This is a genomic window from Streptomyces sp. NPDC006450 (genome assembly GCF_040612195.1).
Lineage (GTDB): Bacteria > Actinomycetota > Actinomycetes > Streptomycetales > Streptomycetaceae > Streptomyces.
The window spans coordinates 1-18344 of sequence record NZ_JBEXPT010000005.1; the positions used below are offsets into that span (position 1 = coordinate 1).

20 protein-coding genes are annotated in these 18344 nt (G+C 74.1%); 6 read left to right on the forward strand and 14 right to left on the reverse strand.

The window, feature by feature from the left end:
* The 4 genes from ABZY57_RS03325 to ABZY57_RS03340 form a co-directional block, all read right to left on the reverse strand.
* Window positions 1–519, reverse strand: a 519-nt coding sequence (locus tag ABZY57_RS03325) for a 3-keto-5-aminohexanoate cleavage protein (RefSeq protein WP_356507617.1), incomplete at its 3' end; no start/stop codon positions are given.
* Entirely contained in the window at window positions 516–1151 is a 636-nt protein-coding gene (locus tag ABZY57_RS03330) for a hypothetical protein (RefSeq protein WP_356507619.1), read from the reverse strand. The genes ABZY57_RS03325 and ABZY57_RS03330, both read right to left, overlap by 4 nt.
* 152 nt (window positions 1152–1303) lie before the next feature.
* Window positions 1304–2680, reverse strand: coding sequence for a serine-threonine protein kinase (locus tag ABZY57_RS03335; RefSeq protein WP_356507621.1), 1377 nt, complete (start codon window positions 2678–2680; stop codon window positions 1304–1306).
* Window positions 2681–2771: 91 nt separating this feature from the next.
* Window positions 2772–4034, reverse strand: coding sequence for a DUF1343 domain-containing protein (locus ABZY57_RS03340; RefSeq protein ID WP_356507623.1), 1263 nt, complete (start codon window positions 4032–4034; stop codon window positions 2772–2774).
* Window positions 4035–4197: 163 nt separating this feature from the next.
* On the opposite strand from ABZY57_RS03340, the gene ABZY57_RS03345 reads away from it, so the two are divergent.
* From ABZY57_RS03345 to ABZY57_RS03355, 3 genes are all read left to right on the forward strand, one after another.
* Complete coding sequence (locus ABZY57_RS03345; RefSeq protein ID WP_356507625.1) at window positions 4198–4962, forward strand: SDR family NAD(P)-dependent oxidoreductase; 765 nt, start codon at window positions 4198–4200, stop codon at window positions 4960–4962.
* 50 nt (window positions 4963–5012) lie between these two features.
* On the forward strand, window positions 5013–6686 hold the full coding sequence (locus ABZY57_RS03350; protein ID WP_356507834.1) for an AMP-binding protein: 1674 nt from the start codon (window positions 5013–5015) through the stop codon (window positions 6684–6686).
* A 63-nt stretch (window positions 6687–6749) separates the two neighbouring features.
* Entirely contained in the window at window positions 6750–7358 is a 609-nt protein-coding gene (locus ABZY57_RS03355; protein ID WP_356507627.1) for a TetR/AcrR family transcriptional regulator, read from the forward strand.
* Here the strand turns inward: ABZY57_RS03355 and ABZY57_RS03360 are convergent.
* Window positions 7297–8460 (reverse strand): alkene reductase, encoded by a 1164-nt coding sequence (locus ABZY57_RS03360; protein ID WP_356507629.1) that lies wholly within the window; start codon window positions 8458–8460, stop codon window positions 7297–7299. The two genes, ABZY57_RS03355 and ABZY57_RS03360, sit on opposite strands and share 62 nt — an antisense overlap.
* A gap of 63 nt (window positions 8461–8523) precedes the next feature.
* Between ABZY57_RS03360 and ABZY57_RS03365 the strand changes: the two genes are divergently transcribed.
* On the forward strand, window positions 8524–8928 hold the full coding sequence (locus ABZY57_RS03365; RefSeq protein ID WP_356507631.1) for a MerR family transcriptional regulator: 405 nt from the start codon (window positions 8524–8526) through the stop codon (window positions 8926–8928).
* Between the two features lie 30 nt (window positions 8929–8958).
* On the opposite strand, the gene ABZY57_RS03370 is transcribed toward ABZY57_RS03365, so the two are convergent.
* The 8 genes from ABZY57_RS03370 to ABZY57_RS03405 all read right to left on the reverse strand — a co-directional run bounded on the left by ABZY57_RS03370 (window position 8959) and on the right by ABZY57_RS03405 (window position 14897).
* Entirely contained in the window at window positions 8959–9582 is a 624-nt protein-coding gene (locus tag ABZY57_RS03370) for an acetate uptake transporter (RefSeq protein ID WP_356507632.1), read from the reverse strand.
* A 130-nt stretch (window positions 9583–9712) separates the two neighbouring features.
* Window positions 9713–10933, reverse strand: a complete 1221-nt coding sequence (locus ABZY57_RS03375; protein WP_356507634.1) for an acyl-CoA dehydrogenase family protein — start codon at window positions 10931–10933, stop codon at window positions 9713–9715.
* Window positions 10934–10942: 9 nt separating this feature from the next.
* Window positions 10943–12019, reverse strand: coding sequence for a phosphotransferase family protein (locus tag ABZY57_RS03380; RefSeq protein WP_356507636.1), 1077 nt, complete (start codon window positions 12017–12019; stop codon window positions 10943–10945).
* 137 nt (window positions 12020–12156) lie between these two features.
* Window positions 12157–13068, reverse strand: a complete 912-nt coding sequence (locus ABZY57_RS03385; protein WP_356507638.1) for an MBL fold metallo-hydrolase — start codon at window positions 13066–13068, stop codon at window positions 12157–12159.
* A gap of 146 nt (window positions 13069–13214) precedes the next feature.
* Window positions 13215–13517 carry a hypothetical protein gene (locus ABZY57_RS03390; RefSeq protein ID WP_356507640.1) on the reverse strand — a complete coding sequence of 101 codons (303 nt, stop codon included), beginning with the start codon at window positions 13515–13517 and terminating at the stop codon, window positions 13215–13217.
* A 93-nt stretch (window positions 13518–13610) separates the two neighbouring features.
* On the reverse strand, window positions 13611–13955 hold the full coding sequence (locus ABZY57_RS03395; protein ID WP_356507642.1) for a DUF202 domain-containing protein: 345 nt from the start codon (window positions 13953–13955) through the stop codon (window positions 13611–13613).
* Entirely contained in the window at window positions 13952–14350 is a 399-nt protein-coding gene (locus ABZY57_RS03400) for a DUF202 domain-containing protein (protein WP_356507644.1), read from the reverse strand. The genes ABZY57_RS03395 and ABZY57_RS03400 overlap by 4 nt, the downstream gene beginning before the upstream one ends.
* A 25-nt stretch (window positions 14351–14375) precedes the next feature.
* Window positions 14376–14897, reverse strand: coding sequence for an NUDIX domain-containing protein (locus tag ABZY57_RS03405; RefSeq protein ID WP_356507646.1), 522 nt, complete (start codon window positions 14895–14897; stop codon window positions 14376–14378).
* Between the two features lie 82 nt (window positions 14898–14979).
* Here ABZY57_RS03405 and ABZY57_RS03410 point away from each other — a divergent pair, with 82 nt between their 5' ends.
* Window positions 14980–16635 (forward strand): FAD-binding dehydrogenase, encoded by a 1656-nt coding sequence (locus tag ABZY57_RS03410; protein ID WP_356507648.1) that lies wholly within the window; start codon window positions 14980–14982, stop codon window positions 16633–16635.
* Between the two features lie 75 nt (window positions 16636–16710).
* Here the strand turns inward: ABZY57_RS03410 and ABZY57_RS03415 are convergent, their stop codons facing one another.
* Window positions 16711–17136: an ASCH domain-containing protein gene (locus tag ABZY57_RS03415; protein WP_356507650.1), complete on the reverse strand. Its 426-nt coding sequence runs from the start codon at window positions 17134–17136 to the stop codon at window positions 16711–16713.
* Window positions 17137–17373: 237 nt separating this feature from the next.
* Between ABZY57_RS03415 and ABZY57_RS03420 the strand changes: the two genes are divergently transcribed.
* Window positions 17374–18321, forward strand: coding sequence for a hypothetical protein (locus ABZY57_RS03420; RefSeq protein WP_356507652.1), 948 nt, complete (start codon window positions 17374–17376; stop codon window positions 18319–18321).
* The last annotated feature ends 23 nt before the right edge of the window (window positions 18322–18344 follow it).

The window sequence follows — 18344 nt, forward strand, 5'->3', positions numbered from 1 at the left end:
CGGAGCCGCCCCTCCCACCGCCGCCGCCCCGCCCGCCGCAGCGGCCCGGCTCACCGCGACCTCCGCGTCCACCGCCGGCCCCCGCCCCAGCAGCACCTCGGCGAGCTCCCGCGCTCCCGGCTCCGCGAACCGCACCACCGCCCGGTCGGGCAGCACCGTCCAGCTCCGCACCCGCGCCGCCCGCCCCGCGTGATCCGGCTCGGCGCCCACGCCCACGGCCACGGAGAGCGCCACCCCGCCGTCGGGCCCGCAGCCGCCCCGGATCCTGCCCCCGGCCCCGAGGCCGGCGTCGCGCAGGGCCTCCAGCAGCGGACCGACCACCCGGGGCGAGAGGCTCTCGCGGCCGCACGGGGTCCGGGGATGGACCAGCACCTCCCGGGCCCCGGCGGCCACCGCCGCCAGCGCGGCGTCCACCAGGTCCCCGGGGCTGAGCGGGACGGCCGTCCCGTCGGCGGCGCCCCGGGAACCGTTCAGCGACACCACCAGGGTCGGCCCCGCTCCCGCCCCCGGCACGCTCACGCCGCCCCTGCCAGATCGGCCCCCGGGAGCGCCTCGTCCGCGAGCGCCGGTCTCGGCACCACGATTCCGCAGCCCGCGCACACCGGCCCGTCCCACGCCCAGGCGGCGCCGGCCGACGTACCACCGGGCCCGCCGCCCGCCCGGGCCCCGGCGGCCACCGCCGCCACCGGCACCGGCCACTGCAACTCCCGGGCCCCGCACACCGGACACCCCGTCCCCGGTTCCGACTCCAGGGCCTCCACCAGCCGTCTGAGCACCTCACCCAGCGCTCCCTGCGGCCGCACGCCCGGGTCGGCGCACCGCACCACCGCGTCGCCGCTGCCGCTCCACGCCCACTCGGGCCGCCGCAGCCCGTCGTGCTTCTCGCGCCGCCGGCGCTCCGCGAACTGCCGTTCGTACTCCAGCCAGACCGCCCGCGCCTCCTCCAGCTCCTCCAGCGCGGCCACCAGCCGCGAGGGGTCCGCCGCCCGGTCCTCGGGGCCGATCCCGTGCCGGTCGCACAGGTGCCACCAGGTCGCGCGGTGCCCGTACGGGGCGAACCGCTCCAGGCAGCGGCGCAGCGAGTGGCGCCGCAGGGCCCTGTCGTTGCGTGCGTCGCGCACCTGATGGGCCAGACTCCGGAATCCCGCCATCACACCTTCACCTCCGCCGAGCGCCCAGCACCGGGCGCCGTGCCCGCCGCGCTGTGTTCCCCACAGGACCGGCGCCGTGTGCCCAACATGCCCGGCCCGGTCCGGGCGCATGCGGGGGCGGTCGAGGCGTGTGGGTGGCACATGGCCGGAACTCAGCGCCCCATGCGCCCCGCGACCACCACCAGCCGGGCCAGCTCCTCGTGGCAGATGTCGCTGTGCGCCCCCGAGGGGGCCCCGCCGCGCCGGACCACGGAGCCCGCGTCCACGCTCACGCAGCCCGCCGCGGGCAGGCCGCCCCGCAGCGCCGCGTCCAGGGTCAGCCGGGGGGCTCCCGGCACCCCCCGCACCCCGTCGTGCCCGATCGCGCCCCACCGCTCGTCGAAACCCAGAAGACCGGCCGAATCGCCGGCCATCCGGGAGGCCAGCGGGTAGAAGACCTTGAGGGAGGAGTCGTAGGGGGAATGGCAAGCGGTCAGCGGTCCGTCGACCCTGCCCTGCAGGCCGCGCAGGGCGCCCCCGCGCCCCCCGTCGTGCGGCAGGCTGTCGGCGAACGCGTAGTGGGAGAAGGCCCCCTGGAGCACGGTCAGGGACTTCACGTTCCGCGCCCCGGACGGCAGCGCGCGCAGCGAGAAGGAGACCACCCGGCCGCCGAAGCTGTGCCCGATGAGATGCACCCGCAGGGCCGGGCGGCGGCCGGCGAGCTCCGCCAGCAGCGGCCCGAGACCGTGTTCGCCGACCACACCGGCCCGTGCCTTCATCTGGTAGTACGTGGCCTGGCGCAGCACCTCCTTGGCCCCGTTCCACAGCGTCCGCATCCCGCCGCCCATCGAGAGGCCGGGCCCGGGGGAGTCCCCGGTGCCGTGGCCGTCCCCCGGGAACGTGGCGCCCGCCTCGGCCAGGGCCTCGGTGAATTCCCGGCACACCCGCAGGACGTCCCCGCTGAGGAAGTCCGGCACCTCGCGCGGGGCGAAGGCCGCCGCCAGGTCGTCGCCGGTGCCCACCCCGTCCACCCCGGCCAGCTCCCGTACCAGCGCGCCGAACTCGCTGAAGTCCACCTCCCCCGTGGGCCGTTCCTCCAGCAGTTCGGCGATCCGGTCCAGCTCCGCCGCCCGGCCGGGCCAGAACGTGCCCAGGGCCCGCCGGGTGGCCGCGTCCAGGGCCGTTCCGTGGCCCGGCTCCCCGGCACCCCCCATGGCGCCCCGGGCGTCGAAGTCGGGTATCGGCTCGTCCGAGAACCGGATCGAGGGCCACACCACCCCCACGTACCCCAGCCGCACCCCGGTCCCCACCAGATCCGCGAAGGGGGCGAAGAACCGGTCGAAGAGCCGGATCGCGGTGGACCGGTCGGAGTTCCATCCGTGGGCGAAGACCAGCAGGTCCGTGGCCTCGATCCCGAAGACCGCCTCCCGCGCGCCCGGGCCCGCGTCGCCCTGCGCGTCGAAGGTCAGCTCCACGTACGGCCGGGCTCCGATCCCCGCCCCCGTCGCCCCCGCGGCCCCCGCAGGCACCGCACCGCCGATGTGCACCATGACGCCCCCCTCCACGCCGTGTCCCTGTTCCGCAGCATCCTGCGGAACAGGCCGCCCGGCCAGCCCCTCCGCACCAACCGGTCCAACCGGTTCACGGATACAGCAGGTACTCCTCCCGTACCGCCGAGAACCCCGCCAGCCCCGCCGCCCAGTCGTCCGCGATCTCCTCGACGCCCGCCCCCGCGTCGACCATCCGCCGGACCCGGTCCGAGCCCGTGAGCCGGTCGATCCACTGGTCCGATCGCCAGGCGAATCCGCTCCACGCCCGCCGCGCGGTGACCAGCAGCCCGATCCCGGCCCGTACCGGATCGAAGGCCTCCCGGTCGTGGACGAGCAGCCGCACCCCGCCACAGGTCTTGCCGGCGTGCTTGGAGAAGGACGGCGTGAAATAGGCCTCCCGGAACCACACCCCGGGCAGCTCCAGCGCGTTCGCCGCCTCCGCCCACCGCCGGTCCACGCCCTGCGCCCCGACCAGCTCGAAGGGGGTGGTCGTACCGCGTCCCTCCGACAGGTTCGTCCCCTCGAACAGGCAGGTCCCGGCGTACGCCAGGGCCGTGCCCGGCGTCGGCATGTTCGGGCTCGGCGGGACCCAGGGCAGCCCGGTCTCCTCGAAGAAGGACTCCCGCCGCCACCCCGCCATCCGCACCACCTCCAGCCGTGGGACGGGGCCGGCTCCCCGCAGGAACTCGCCCGCGAAGAGCCCGGCCAGCTCGCCCGCCGTCATCCCGTGCGCCAGCGCGATCGGCTCCCGGCCCACGAAGCTCGCGTACGGGCGCTGCAGGACGGGCCCGGCCGCCCGCCCGGCGCCGACCGGGTTGGGGCGGTCCAGCACCACCACCGCCTTGCCGGCGAGCGCGGCCGCGCGCATGCAGTCGTAGAGGGTCCAGATGTAGGTGTAGAAGCGGGCGCCGACGTCCTGGATGTCGAAGACGACGGTGTCGACGCCGGCCGCCGTGAAGACGTCCGCGAGCCGCTGCCCGCTCTTGTCGTACGTGTCGTACACGGGCAGCCCGGTCGCCGGATCCCGCCCGGCCCCCTCCGAACCGCCCGCTTGGGCCGTCCCCCGGAAGCCGTGCTCGGGGCCGAACACCGCGACCAGGTCCACGCGGTCGTCCGCGTGGAGTACGTCGACCAGGTGGCGGGCGTCCGCGGTGATCCCCGTGGGGTTGGTGACCACCCCGACCCGCTGCCCGGCCAGTACGGCGTACCCGTCCGCGGCGAGCCGCTCGAACCCGGTCCGCACCCGGCCGGCGGGCACGCCCGGCGCCCGCGCCCCCGGGGCCCCCGCCCCCAGCGCGCCCGCGGCGCCCGCCGCCCCGGCCAGACCCAGCAACCCGCGTCGCGACAGCGTCATCGCGCCAAAGTAGGGCTCCGCACCCTTCCACCCGGACATACCGACTGGTTAGTCTGCCCGTGGTCCGGCAGTCCCGGATCCGGCAGCCCCGGGTCCGGCGGACGGCACCCTTGCGACACCCCGGCACCACCACCCGAGGCACCACCACACGAAGGGCGGACCCGTGAACGCGTTCCAGGACCAGCGAGTCGTCGTCACCGGCGCGGGCGGCGGCATCGGAGCCGCCCTCGCCCACCGCTTCGCCGCCGAGGGGGCGACCGTGGCGGTCAACGACCTCGACCCCGCCAGGGCCGCCTCCGTCGCGCAGGCGATCGGCGCCCGCGCCGTCGCGGTGCCCGGCGACGCCTCGGCCGTGATCGCGGAGGCCCGCGAGGCGCTCGGCGGCACCGTGGACGTCTACTGCGCCAACGCCGGCCTCGCCTCCGGCGGCGACGCCTTCGCCGACGAGGCCGTCTGGGAGGCGGCCTGGGACACCAACGTCATGGCCCACGTCCGCGCAGCCCGGCTGCTGCTGCCCGACTGGCTGGAGCGCGGGAGCGGGCGGTTCGTGTCCACCGTCTCGGCCGCCGGTCTGCTGACCATGATCGGAGCGGCCCCGTACAGTGTCACCAAGCACGGCGCGCTCGCCTTCGCGGAATGGCTCTCGCTGACCTACCGCCACCGCGGGCTCCAGGTCCACGCCATTTGCCCGCAGGGGGTCCGGACCGACATGCTCACCGCCGCGGGATCGGCGGGCGAGCTGGTCCTCGCGCCGACCGCGATCGAGCCGGAAGCGGTCGCGGACGCACTGTTCGACGGCATGGAGAAGGGCCGGTTCTTGATCCTCCCGCACCCCGAGGTCGCGGACTTCTACGCGTCCCGCGCCACCGACCCGGACCGCTGGCTGAGCGGCATGAACCACCTCCAGCGCAAGTGGGAGACCCGGTGACCGCGGACACCACATCAGAGGCCCCGGGCCCGGGTACGTCGCCTGCGGACCTGTCCTCCGCGCCCTCCCCCTCCCGGTACGCCGCCAAGCCCTGGCTCGGCCTGCTCAGCCCGGTCCAGCGGGCCCCGATCGCGCCCCCGCCCAGCGTGCTGCACGCCTTCCGCGCCGCCGTGTCCCGCGCTCCCGGGCACACCGCGCTCGCCTACTTCGACGGCCGCCTCACCTATGCCGAGACCGACGCGCTCTCCGACTCCCTCGCCGGCCACCTCGCCGCCCACGGCATCCGCCGCGGGGACCGGGTCGCGGTCATGCTCCAGAACACCCCGCACTTCGTGCTCGCCGTCCTCGCCGCCTGGAAGGCCGGGGCGGTCGTGGTCCCGCTCAACCCCATGTACAAGTCCGGTGAGGTCGGCCACATCCTGCGCGACTCCGGGGCCGCCGCTCTGGTCTGTGAGGCCCGGGCCTGGTCCGCGTACCTGCGCGGGGCCGCGCGGGGGACCGCCGTACGCACCGTCCTGACCGCCTGCGACCTGGACTTCCAGACCCGCGACGACGTACGGGTCCTCGCGCCGGGCCGTCCGGAGCAGGCGGCGGACGCCGCCGACCTGCACGCCGCGGCCCGCCGGGGCCACCCCGCCCCGCCCGACCCCGGCCTCACGGCCGCCGACACCGCCCTGATCAGCTACACCTCCGGCACCAGCGGCACCCCCAAGGGCGCCATGAACCCCCACGGCGCGCTCACCCACAACGCCGTGCGCCAGGTGACCGGCCACCCCCTCCCCGAAGGCGCCGGCTACTTCGCGCTCGCGCCGCTCTTCCACATCACCGGCATGGTGTGCGAGCTCGCCGCCTGCTTCACCAACGCCGGCACCCTCGTTCTCGCCCACCGCTTCGACGCCGGAGCCGTCCTCGACGCCTTCCTCGAACACCGCCCCGCCTACACCGTGGGCCCGGCCACCGCCTTCATGGCGCTCGCCGCCCACCCCGGGGCCACCCCGGACCACTTCGCCTCGTTCCAGGTGGTCTCCTCCGGCGGAGCCCCGCTGCCGCCCGCCCTGGTCGAACGGCTGCGCGCCGCCTACGGCTTCTACCTGCGCAACGGCTACGGCCTCACCGAGTGCACCGCCCCCTGCGCCTCCGTGCCCGTCCACCGCGAAGCCCCCGTGGACCCGGCCTCGGGCACCCTCTCCGTGGGCGTGCCCGGCGCCGACACCCTCGTACGGATCCTCGACGAGAGCGGCGCCGAGGTCCCCTTCGGCGAGACCGGCGAGATAGCCGTCCGCGGACCGCAGGTCGTCCCCGGCTACTGGGGCCTGCCCGCCGACACCGCCAAGGCCTTCCCGGACGGCGAACTGCGCACCGGAGACGTCGGGTTCATGGATCCCGAGGGCTGGCTCTACGTGGTCGACCGCAAGAAGGACATGATCAACGCCTCCGGTTTCAAGGTCTGGCCGCGCGAGGTGGAGGACGTGCTCTACACCCACCCCGCCGTGCGCGAGGCGGCCGTCGTCGGCATCCCGGACCCCTACCGCGGGGAGAGCGTGAAGGCCTACGTCAGCCTGCGCCCCGGCGCCGAGGCCGCCCCGGCGGAACTGTCCGCCTACTGCGCCGAGCGCCTCGCCGCGTACAAATACCCGCGCCGGGTGGAGATCCTGCCTGTCCTTCCGAAGACGACCAGTGGCAAGATCCTGCGACGGGAACTCCGGACACGCGACCACGGCTGAAAACGGCCGGACCGCGTTCGCACGGAGCCGCACACGCGAGGACACGAAAGGGAGGCGACAGCCATGGCCGCCAGGACCACGACGGAAACCGTCGGGACGCACGAGGCCCCGGTACCGCAGCGGCTGCTGGCCGTCGCGACCAGGCTGTTCGCCGAGCGCGGCTACGACCGGACCTCGGTCCAGGAGATCGTCGAGGCGGCCGGGGTCACCAAGGGCGCGCTCTACCACTACTTCGGGTCCAAGGACGACCTGCTGCACGAGGTGTACGCGCGCATGCTGCGCCTCCAGCAGCAGCGGCTCGACGCGGTGGCCGGTTCCGACGCCCCGGTGGAGGAGCGGCTGCGCGCCGCGGCCGCCGACGTGGTGGTCACCACGATCGAGAACCTCGACGACGCGGCGATCTTCTTCCGCTCCATGCACCAGCTCAGCCCCGAGAAGTTCAAGCAGGTCCGGGCCGAGCGCCGGCGGTACCACGAGCGCTTCCGCGCGCTGGTCGAGGAGGGCCAGCGCACCGGGGTCTTCTCCGACGCCACCCCGGCCGACCTGGTGGTGGACTACCACTTCGGCTCCGTCCACCACCTGTCGACCTGGTACCACGAGGACGGCCCGCTCACACCGCAGCAGGTAGCCGACCACCTCGCGGACCTGCTGATGCGGGCGCTGCGCCCCTAGGGGCGAGCACGGGATAGTCGGTGTAGCCCTCCGGCCCGGACACGTACATCATGAACTCCGGCCGGAGTTCGTTGAGCGGGGCGCCGGTGCGCAGCCGCTCCACGAAGTCGGGGTTCGCGAGGAACCCCCGCCCGAGCGCCACCAGGTCCGCGCCGCCGGCCAGCAGCGCCTCGGCCCGCGGCCCGCCGCCGTCGGAGGCGACCTCCTCGTGGGTCAGCCGGGGGTTGGCGATCAGGGTGCCGGGCCAGGCCGCGCGGATCTTACGGAAGAGTGGCTGCTCCGGGTCGGCGTGGACCAGGTGCAGATAGACCGGCCCGACCTCCGCCAGGGCCTCGACCAGCGCCGGGTAGATCTCCTCGGTGTCGCCCTCCTCGACACCGTTGACCTCGACTCCGGGCGAGATCCGTACGCCGACCCGCTCGGGGCCGATCGCCTCGGCGACGGCCCGGACCACCGCGACGGTGAACCGGATCCGGCCCGCCACCGACCCGCCCCACCCGTCCGTGCGCCGGTTGGTGTTCCGCGCCAGGAACTGGTGGAGCAGGTGGCCGTTGGCGGAGTGCACCTCCACCCCCGCGAAGCCCGCCTCGACGGCATTGCGGGCGGCGGCCGCGAAGTCCGCGAGGGTCGCCCCGATGTCCTCGGGCGTCATCTCCCGCGGATCGACGGCCTCCTGGGGACCGCCGGGTGTCTGCAGCGGTTCCGGGAACCGCACCACCGAGGGGGCGAGGGGGACGTGCCCGCTGGTGTCGGGGTGGCCGACGCGGCCGCCGTGCTGCAGTTGGAGGAACATCCGCCCGCCGGCGGCGTGCACGGCGTCGGTGACACGGCGCCATCCGGCGATCTGCGCCGCACTGTGGACGCCGGGGATGTTCGGGTAGGTCTGCCCGACGGCGCTCGGGGTGGTGCCCTCGGCGATGATCAGACCGGCCGAGGCGCGCTGGGCGTAGTAGGTGGCCATGAGCGTCCCGGGGACGCCGTCGGCCCCTGCCCGGTTGCGGGTCAGTGGCGCCATGACCAGGCGGCTGGGGAGTTCCAGGCCGCCGAGGCGGGCGGATTCGAAGAGACGGGATGCGGTGGGGACCTGCTGCGTCTGCGTCATGCCGGTACCGTAAAACCTGACGCCGATGTCAGATTCAAGTCGGGGACTCGGGACGGAGTGCACATGCGGATCGGGGAGTTGGCGGCGCGCACCGGGGTCAGCGAGCGTTCGATGCGCTACTACGAGGAGCAAGGTCTGCTGGTCTCCGACCGGACCCCCGGCGGCCACCGCGACTACACGGAGCGGGCGGTGGACCGGGTCATCCGGATCCAGGAGCTCTACGCGGCCGGACTGCACAGCGCGAAGATCGGGCAGATCCTGCCCTGCATGCGCGATGCGGACGGCGGACCGAACGTACGGGCCACGCCCGCGCTCGTCGCCGAGCTGAAGACGGAACGGGACCGGATCGACCGGCTGATCGCCGATCTGCTCCGGTCCCGTGAGGTGCTGGACGAGGTCATCGAGACGGCGGCGGGCCACCCCGGCACCGCCGCCACCGCCGCACCGACGGCCGTGCAAACGCCCTAGCCGTGGAGACGCCGTCACCGTGGAGGCGTCCTAGCCGAGCGGTGCGACCTCGCGGCCCCAGGTCTCCTTGGCGACCACCGCGAAGGAGACGTACCAGGCGACGCCCGCGGTGAAGAGGCCGAGGAAGCCGCCGGTGTGACCGAGGGCCGTGCTCTGCGCCAGATCGCCGAGGGCGAGGAACAGGAAGGTCAGCGCCAGCGAGACGAACAGCACCCGGTGCGCGACGTCCAGCTTCATGGCGGCGATCGACATGTACGCGGTGAAGAGGAACCAGGCCACGAGGAACCAGCCGGTCGCCACGTGCGCCTGGTCGGCCGGCAGCGTCGGGACGACGAACTTCACGTAGCCGGCGAAGGACATCCAGAACGCGCCGTACGAGACGAACGCCGTGGTCCCGAAGGTGTTGCCGCGGCGGAACTCCATGATGCCCGCGACGAACTGCGCGAGGCCGCCGTAGAACAGCGCCAGCGGCAGTACGACGGCACTGAGCGCGGCGTTCGGGACCAGCCCCGAGTTGAAGAGGCTGAGCACGAAGGTGGTGAGGGCGAACGCCGCGAGGCCGAGCGGGCCGGGGTTGGCCATGGCCTGCGGCGCTGTGGCGGGGGAGGCCGTTGCTTGCGGCGCGGCGGCGGGGGCCAGGGTGGAGCTGGGCATGGCGAAGGGCACTTTCAGTGGGGGACATCCCGAATATATCGGACTTCCCCAGTGGTCTGGACCATAGAAGGTCCGCCCCCGGAGGACCGAAGTCCCCCGGGGTGCGGCCCCCGCCATCGCCCGCCGGAGGCTACCGGTACCGCTTGAGCTCCCGGTGTGCGAGCGACCGCTGGTGCACCTCGTCCGGACCGTCCGCCAGCCGCAGCGTCCGCGCCGCCGCCCACAGCTCCGCCAGCGGGAAGTCCTGGCTCACGCCGCCCGCGCCGTGCAGCTGCACCGCGTCGTCCAGGATCCGCACCACCGCCCGCGGGGTCGCGATCTTGATGGCCTGGATCTCGGTGTGCGCACCCCGGTTGCCGACCGTGTCCATCAGCCAGGCCGTCTTCAGCACCAGCAGCCGCAGCTGCTCCACGGTGACCCGGGCGTCCGCGATCCAGTTCTGTACGACGCCCTGCGCGGCCAGCTCCTTGCCGAAGGCGGTACGTCCCACCGCGCGCCGGCACATCAGCTCGACGGCCCGCTCCGCCATGCCGATGAGACGCATGCAGTGGTGGATCCGCCCCGGCCCGAGGCGGGCCTGGGCGATGGCGAAGCCGCCGCCCTCCTCGCCGATCAGGTTCCCCGCCGGGACCCGGGCGCCGTCGAAGACGACTTCGGCGTGGCCGCCGTGGTCGTGGTCCTCGTACCCGTACACCGTCATCGCGCGCCGGATCTCGACCCCCGGAGCGTCCCGGGGGACCAGGATCATGGACTGCTGGCGGCGCGGGTCGGCGCCCCCGGGGTCGGTCTTGCCCATGACGATGAAGATCTTGCAGTCCGGGTTCATGGCCCCGGAGATGAACCACTTGCGCCCGGTGACCACATACTCGTCGCCGCCCGGGGAACGCTCGATCCGGGTCTCGATGTTCGTGGCGTCCGAGGAGGCCACGTCCGGCTCGGTCATCGCGAACGCGGACCGGATCTCCCCGGCCAGCAGCGGCTCCAGCCACTGCTTCTTCTGCTCCTCGTTCCCGAACTGCGCGAGCAGCTCCATGTTCCCGGTGTCCGGAGCCGCGCAGTTCGTCGCCGTGGGCGCCAGGTGCGGACTGCGGCCGGTGATCTCGGCGAGCGGGGCGTACTGGAGGTTGGTCAGCCCGGCGCCGTGCTCCGCATGGGGCAGGAAGAGGTTCCACAGCCCCTGACGGCGCGCCTCGGCCTTCAGTTCACCGAACACGGCCGGGGTGTCCCAGGGCGAGGCCAGCCGCGCGCGCTGCTCGGCGGCGACGGGTTCCGCCGGGTAGACGTACTCCTCCATGAACGCGAGGAGCCGCCCGCGGAGTTCCTCGGTACGGGCGTCGAATGCGAAATCCATGGGGGCTCCTCAGCCTTCGTGCGATTGACGGAGTGTGGTCAGACCGTGATCGATGAAGACCGGGACCAGCTCGCCGATCCGGTCGAAGCCCGAGCCGACGGTCTGCCCGAGCGTGAAGCGGTAGTGGATGCCTTCGAGGATCACCGCGAGCTTGAACCAGGCGAAGGCCGTGTACCAGGCGACCTGGGAGGCGTCCCGGCCGGAGCGGGCCGCGTACCGCTCGATCAGCTCGGCGGGCGCCGGATGGCCGGGGGCCCCGCTGGTCGTGCTGACCGGGGAGTCGGTCAGCCCCAGGTCGGAGCTGTACATCACCAGCAGCCCGAGGTCCGTCAGCGGATCGCCGAGCGTGGACATCTCCCAGTCCAGCACCGCCCGGATCCGGTCGTCGGAGCCGCCGATGAGCACGTTGTCGAGCCGGAAGTCCCCGTGCACCACCGTGGGCGCGGGGGAGTCGGGCAGGGCGCGCCCCAGGGAGCCGTGCAGTTCGTCGATACCGGCGAGCTCTCGCCCCCGCGAGGCCGCGAGCTGCTTGCCCCAGCGGCGCAGCTGCCGGTCCAGGAAGCCCTCGGGCCGCCCGAAATCACCCAGGCCCACCGCCTCCGGGTCCACCGCGTGCAGATCGACCAGGGTGTCCACCAGGCCCAGTACCGCCCGCCGGGTCCGCTCGGGGCCGAGCGCCGCGAGCTGTCGGGCCGTCCGGAACGGCACCCCGTCCACGTACTCCATCACGTAGAACGGCGCCCCCAGCACGGCCTCGTCCTCGCACAGCAGCAGCGGCTCGGGCACCGGCACCGCGGTGCCGTGCAGCGCCGCGATGACCCGGTGCTCGCGCCGCATGTCGTGCGCGGTGGCCAGTACGTGCCCCAGCGGCGGCCGGCGCACCACCCACCGGGAGCTCCCGTCGCCCACCTCGTACGTGAGGTTCGAGCGGCCGCCCTCGATCAGCCGGCCGGTCAGCGGCCCGGCCACGAGGCCCGGCCGCTCCCGCTCGAGATGCCCCCGCAGCCGCTCCAGATCGAGGCCTCGCGGAGCAGAGGGGGCCGCGGAGGAGTCCGGTGAGGGGGCCGGGCCCGGGGCTGAGGTCATGGTGCGCGCCTCCGTACGGGGTTGACGACGACGGAACGATCGCGACCCATGATGCCGACCAGTCGGTATGCCGTCCAGGGGGTGCGCCGAAGCGACCTCTCACCCGTCCCGGCGTCCGGCCCCCCCGCCCCGCCCGGTCAGGCGTGGCAGAGGATCGGCGTCCCGCCGTTCATCACCGTCATGTCCCGCAGCACCGCGAGGATGTCCAGCGGGACCCCCTCGGGCTCCCCGGCGAGTTCCGCGTAGGCCCGGTGCAGGTTGGCCACCAGCCGCTCGCTCTCCCGCCAGGCGGCGAACTCCCCGAGGTCGGCCTCCCGCGCCGCCTCCAGCGGGGTCAGCCCCTTCGCGCGGCCCTCCCGGGCCAGCTCGGACACGTAGCGCAGATAGCGCTCGGTGGCCTCGTACGCGCCGGGATCCGTCAGCGGCCCGTGCCCCGGTACGACCGTCTCCGCGCCGAGCGAGCGCAGCAGCTCCAGCGCCCGCAGCGAACCGGCCAGCGAACCCATCGCCAGGAACGGCGTGCCCTCCGCGAAGACCAGGTCGCCGGTGAAGACGATCCGCTGCTCGGGCAGCCACACCACGGAATCGCCCGTGGTGTGCGCGACGCCGGGGTGGAGGACCCGCACCTCGGTCTCCCCGACGTGCAGCGTCATCCGGTCGCCGTACGTGAGATCGGGCGCGGTGATGTCCAGCGCCCCGAAGTCGGTCGCCGGCCAGATCATCTCCAGCTGGCGCCCGGCGGCGAGCTGCTCGGAACGCGCGTTCTCGTGCCCCAGGACCAGCGCCTCGGGGGCGAACACGCCGTTGCCGTAGGTGTGGTCGCCGTGGTGGTGGGTGTTGACCACCGTGCGGGGGAGCGGCGCCCCCGCGGCCAGGACCGCCGCGCGCAGGGCCAGCGCCCGCCGCTCGGTGGCCGCCGTGTCGACGAGGAGCGTCCGGCCGCCGCAGGTCACGAAGCCGGCGTTGTTGAGGCACCAGCCGCCGTCCGGCTGGACGAAGGCGTACACCCCGGGCGCGGGCTGGACGAGGTACGGCTCTTGGGCGGGCATGCGCGCTCTCCCCGGGTCGCTGTGACGGGCCTTCGGCATCCTGCCAGTCACGACGGCCCGGGGGAGAGGGAACTGCCTCACTGGCCGTCAGTCGACGCCAGTCGCCGTCAGCGGCTGTCACGCCGCCCGGCGATCGTCAGCGATCGTCAGTGGTCGTCGTAGTGGTCGCCGTGCTCCGCGTGCCGGTGCCCGTCGTGCAGGTAGTCGACGTGGTCCCCGTGCCGGACCGAGTCGTGACCGCAGTCCGTGCCGTGGGCGTGCTCGTGGGCGGCGTGCGGGGCGTGCCCGGCGGGCTCGCATTCGTCCCAGTGCCCGGAGTGCTCGCGGTGGAGATGGCCGTCGTGCGCGTAGTCGACGTGGTCGCCGTGCTCGACCGCCCGGTGGCCGCAGTCGGGACCGTGGGCGTGGGCGTGCTCCTGGGCGGGGTGTTCCTGGTGCAGAGTCGTCATGGGGCCGACGCTAGTGCGGAAAGACCCCGATCGCCCGTTCTGTCCGCTGTGTGCCGCGCATGGCGCCACAAGGCGGACCATCGGCCCGTCGGCTCACCTGATGAGCGCCACCGCGAACACGGCCAGGCCCACCGTGCACGCCGTCGCGGCCAGCGCCGCACCCGCGGGGAGCGCGGCCGGCTGCGCCGTCGCCAGCTCCCGCACCCGCCGGTGGGCCACGCACAGGAACGCGAGCCAGAGCAGCGCGACCACCGCGACCCCGGCGACCGCCCCCAGGGAGCCGCCCGCCGCCATCAGGGCCTGGCGCAGCGCCAGTACGGCCACCACCGCGCACGACAGCGTCGTACGCCGCCACGCGAGCCGGGTCCGCTCGGGCTGCAACCCCGGGTCGCGGCCCTCGGGACGCGGGGGACCGGCGGCGTCGGCCGGGACGCTCACCGCCCCTTCGTCCAGCCCAGCAGGACGACCATCATCATCGTCACCGCGACCAGCCCCACGCCCAGGCTCAGCACCACCGGGAACCGGGACATCGGCAGATCCTCGCCGCGCCGCATGGCGCGCTCGCACCCCACCCAGTGGTTCACCGCGCGCAGCGCACAGGCCGCGCCCACCGCGAGCAGCGTGATGGACATGCTCACGCGTACCGCCCACCGCAGGTCGGGCAGGAACTGGTCCACGGCGAACCCGCCTCCGATCAGGGCCAGGGCCGTCCTGATCCAGGCCAGGAAGGTCCGCTCATTGGCCAGCGAGAAGCGGGAGTCGGGGGTCGCCCCCTCGTCCCTCACCCGAGCCGGCGCGAACCACAGCCGCACGTCCTTGACGAAGTCGATCACCTGTCCAATCTACTGGCGTCCCGTCCTACCGGCGCCCGGAGCGGAACTCCAGCAGCCTGCGGTACGCCTCCAGCCCGTCCGGCACCCACGGCCAGGAGCCGTCCGCGACCCGCCTGCCCACCTCCTCCGCGGGGAGCCACGCGTGCCAGGCCACCTCCGAGGCCTGCGGCCGTACCGGCAGCTCGCAGCGGACCTCGTGCACGTAGCTCCACCAGGCCCCGCCCGGGCCCTCGTACAGGAACTTGAACAGCGGATCCGGCTGCTCCAGCCGCGCCACCCCGAGCTCCTCCTCCGCCTCCCGCAGGGCCGCCTGCGCGTAGCTCTCGCCGGCGCCGACCACCCCGCCCACGAACATGTCGTAGTGGGAGGGGAAGACCAGCTTCGAATCCGTCCGCCGGTGCGTGAAGATCCGTCCCTGCCCGTCCCGGGCCAGTACGAAGACGCAGCGGTGGATCAGCCCGGCCGCGTACACCTCGCCCCGCGGCGCGCGCCCCGTCACCCGGTCCTCCCGGTCCACCACGTCCAGTACCTCGTCGGCCGCGCTCATGCCGTGATCCCTCCGCTCCTGTTGACTGGTTACCGCTCCGTAGCAAAGGATCGCCCCACCATCGACGGAGGACGGGTTCCACATGACGTACGACGCAGACGTGATCGTGATCGGGGCCGGGCTCGCGGGCCTCGTGGCCACCGCCGAGCTCGTCGACGCCGGCCGCAAGGTCATCCTGCTCGACCAGGAGCCCGAGCAGTCCCTCGGCGGCCAGGCCCACTGGTCCTTCGGCGGCCTGTTCTTCGTCGACTCGCCCGAGCAGCGCCGCATGCGGATCAAGGACACCCGCGAGCTGGCCCTCCAGGACTGGGCCGGCACGGCCGGCTTCGACCGCGAGGAGGACGCCTGGCCGCGCCGCTGGGCCGAGGCCTACGTGGACTTCGCGGCCGGCGAGAAGCGCCCCTGGCTGCACGCCCAGGGCGTCCGCTTCTTCCCCGTCGTCGGCTGGGCCGAGCGCGGCGGCTACGACGCGAACGGCCACGGCAACTCCGTCCCGCGCTTCCACATCACCTGGGGCACCGGCCCCGGCCTCGTGGAGCCCTTCGAGCGCCGCGTACGGGCCGGGGTGGCCCGCGGACTGGTCCAGCTGAAGTTCCGCCACCGGGTCACCGGGCTCTCCCGTACGGCGGGCACCCTCGACACCGTGACCGGCGAGGTCCTGGCCCCCTCGGACGCCGAACGCGGCACGGCGAGCGGCCGCGAGGCCACCGGGGAGTTCTCCCTGCGCGCCCAGGCCGTGATCGTGACCAGCGGCGGCATCGGCGGCAACCACGACCTCGTCCGGGCCCAGTGGCCGGCCCGGCTCGGCACCCCGCCCGCGCGGATGCTCTCCGGGGTCCCGGCCCACGTGGACGGCCTGATGCTGGGCATCGCGGAAGGGGCGGGCGCCAGCCACATCAACAAGGACCGGATGTGGCACTACACCGAGGGCATCGAGAACTGGAACCCGATCTGGTCCCGGCACGGCATCCGCATCCTGCCCGGTCCGTCCTCGCTCTGGCTGGACGCCACCGGCAAGCGGCTGCCCGTACCGCTCTTCCCGGGCTTCGACACGCTCGGCACGCTCGACCACATCATGAAGACCGGCCACGACCACACGTGGTTCGTCCTCAACCAGCGCGTCATCGGCAAGGAGTTCGGGCTCTCCGGGTCCGAGCAGAACCCGGACCTGACCGGCAGGTCGGTCCGCGGGGTCATCGACCGGGCGCGCCAGGCCGTCCCCGGACCGGTGCAGGCCTTCATGGACAACGGCGCCGACTTCGTGGTCGAGAAGGACCTCTCCGCGCTGGTGCGCGGCATGAACGCGATCACCAAGGACGGACTCCTCGACGAGGAGACGGTCCGCCGCGAGATCGTCGCCCGCGACCGCGAGATCGCCAACCCCTTCACCAAGGACCTCCAGGTCACCGCGATCCACGGCGCCCGCAAGTACCTCGGGGACAAACTGATCCGCACCGCCGCCCCGCACCGGATCCTGGACCCCGCGGCGGGCCCGCTGATCGCCGTCCGGCTCTCGATCCTCACCCGCAAGTCCCTGGGCGGCCTGGAGACCGACCTCTCCTCCCGCGTCCTGACCGCCACGGGAGAACCCCTCCCGGGCCTCTACGCGGCGGGCGAGGCGGCCGGCTTCGGCGGCGGCGGCGTCCACGGCTACCGGGCCCTGGAGGGCACCTTCCTCGGCGGCTGCATCTTCTCGGGGCGGGCGGCCGGCCGTGCGGCGTCCGCGGCCGTCTCCTGACCCCGTCTCCTGACCCCGTCTCCTGACCCCGTCTCCTGACCCCGTCTCCTGACCCCGTCCCCTGAGACCGGCCGCTCAGGGCAGACGGGTCACCAGGCGGAACCGCTCCGCCACGACCGGGGTGTCGTCGTCGACCGTGAAGTCGGGGTCGCCGACGGCCTCCCGCATCTGCGGACCGTGCCAGAACTCCTCGTGCCCGGCGCGCCATTCGGCCACGGACGTGAACCCCTCGCCCTCGTCCAGCGCGTGCTGCAGGTCCACGTCCGCCAGCCGCAGCACCCGTACGTCCGTCACTTCCAGGACACCCACCGCACGCTCGGCGGAGTCCACGATCGCCATCAGCTCCCCCGCCACCGGCAGCGGGTCCCCGGCCGCCTCGTAGTCGGCCAGGACGCCCGTGGTCGTGGTCTTGGCGCCGCTCAGCACGGCTGCCACCAGCATGTCGCGCAGGGGCCCCGGGAAGGCGAACTCGATGGGCGGGAGATCTTCGTAGGCCGTCATGGACCCACCCTACGGTCCCGCGGGCGACCCGGACCGGGGAGGGAGGCGCCCGGCCCGCAACCTGCCGACAACTGCCACGAACCGGAACAACCGCATCAACTCACCTGTCTGAAAGACCAGTTGAAACTAGCCACGCGGTGGACTGGACCTTGACGCGGAGCTGTGCGTACCGCTTTGCTGTGCGTGATCTTCCGGCCACACCGTCCAACCGCCCGCGTCCTGGAGGGAAACCCGCGGATGCCGCCCCCTCCGCCGCCCTTCGGCCGCGCCCGCAAGCGGGACGCCCAGCTCTTCGACCCGGCCCTGTGCGACTCGGAACTCGTCGACGTCCGCGCGCAGTTCACCCAGGGCCGCTGGGCCAAGGCGCGCACCCTCCTCGTCGCCACCGGCGACGACTGGGACCGTCGCGGGCACCGCCTCGTCGTCCTCGGCGAGACCCCGGCCGCCACCGCGTGGGCGCACGAGTGGCTCCTCGCCGAACCGGAGAGCGCCGACGCCGTCACCCTCCTCGCCTGCGCGGCCGTCTTCCGCGCCCTGCGCCGCAAGGGCACCCCCGAGGCCGCCGAGGAGGCCTGCCGCCGCGCCGCGGCGCTGCTCCCGGCCGACCCCACCCCCTGGCTCGGCCTGCTGCTGCTCACCCGCGCGTTCGGTACCGAAGAGGAGTTCAGCCGCCACTTCGACCAGGTCCGGGCCCGCCACCGCGAACACCACCACGCCCACCACCTGATGGTCTCCCGACTGGCCGAACGGGCCCCCGCCGCCGGCCGCGACCCGCTCCACGAGGTCTACGACTTCGCCGCCTGGGCCGCCGAGGAATCCCCGGCCGACTCCCCGCTCGCCGTCCTGCCCGTCATCGCCCACGCCGAGCGCTACCGCGTCCTCGCCGCCGGGCAGGGTCACGGCCCGGACGCCGGAGCCGAGCACTGGTCGGGCCGCCGCCCCCGCCAGGTGCTGCGCTCCGCCTTCGACTGGTGGCTGGAGTGGGAGCGCGAGGACCACCCCCGCAACCGGGTCGACCTGAACTTCCTCGCCCACGCCAAGCTCTGCGAGGGCCGCCCCGCCGAGGCGGCCGCCCTCTTCCAGCGCATCGGCAGCCACGCCACCCAGGCCCCGTGGTCCTACCCGGACCTCGACCCGCACAAGGCCTTCCTCGCCGCACGCAGCGCCGCGCTCGGCACCGCCTGACCCGGCTCGGCCGGCGCACCCAG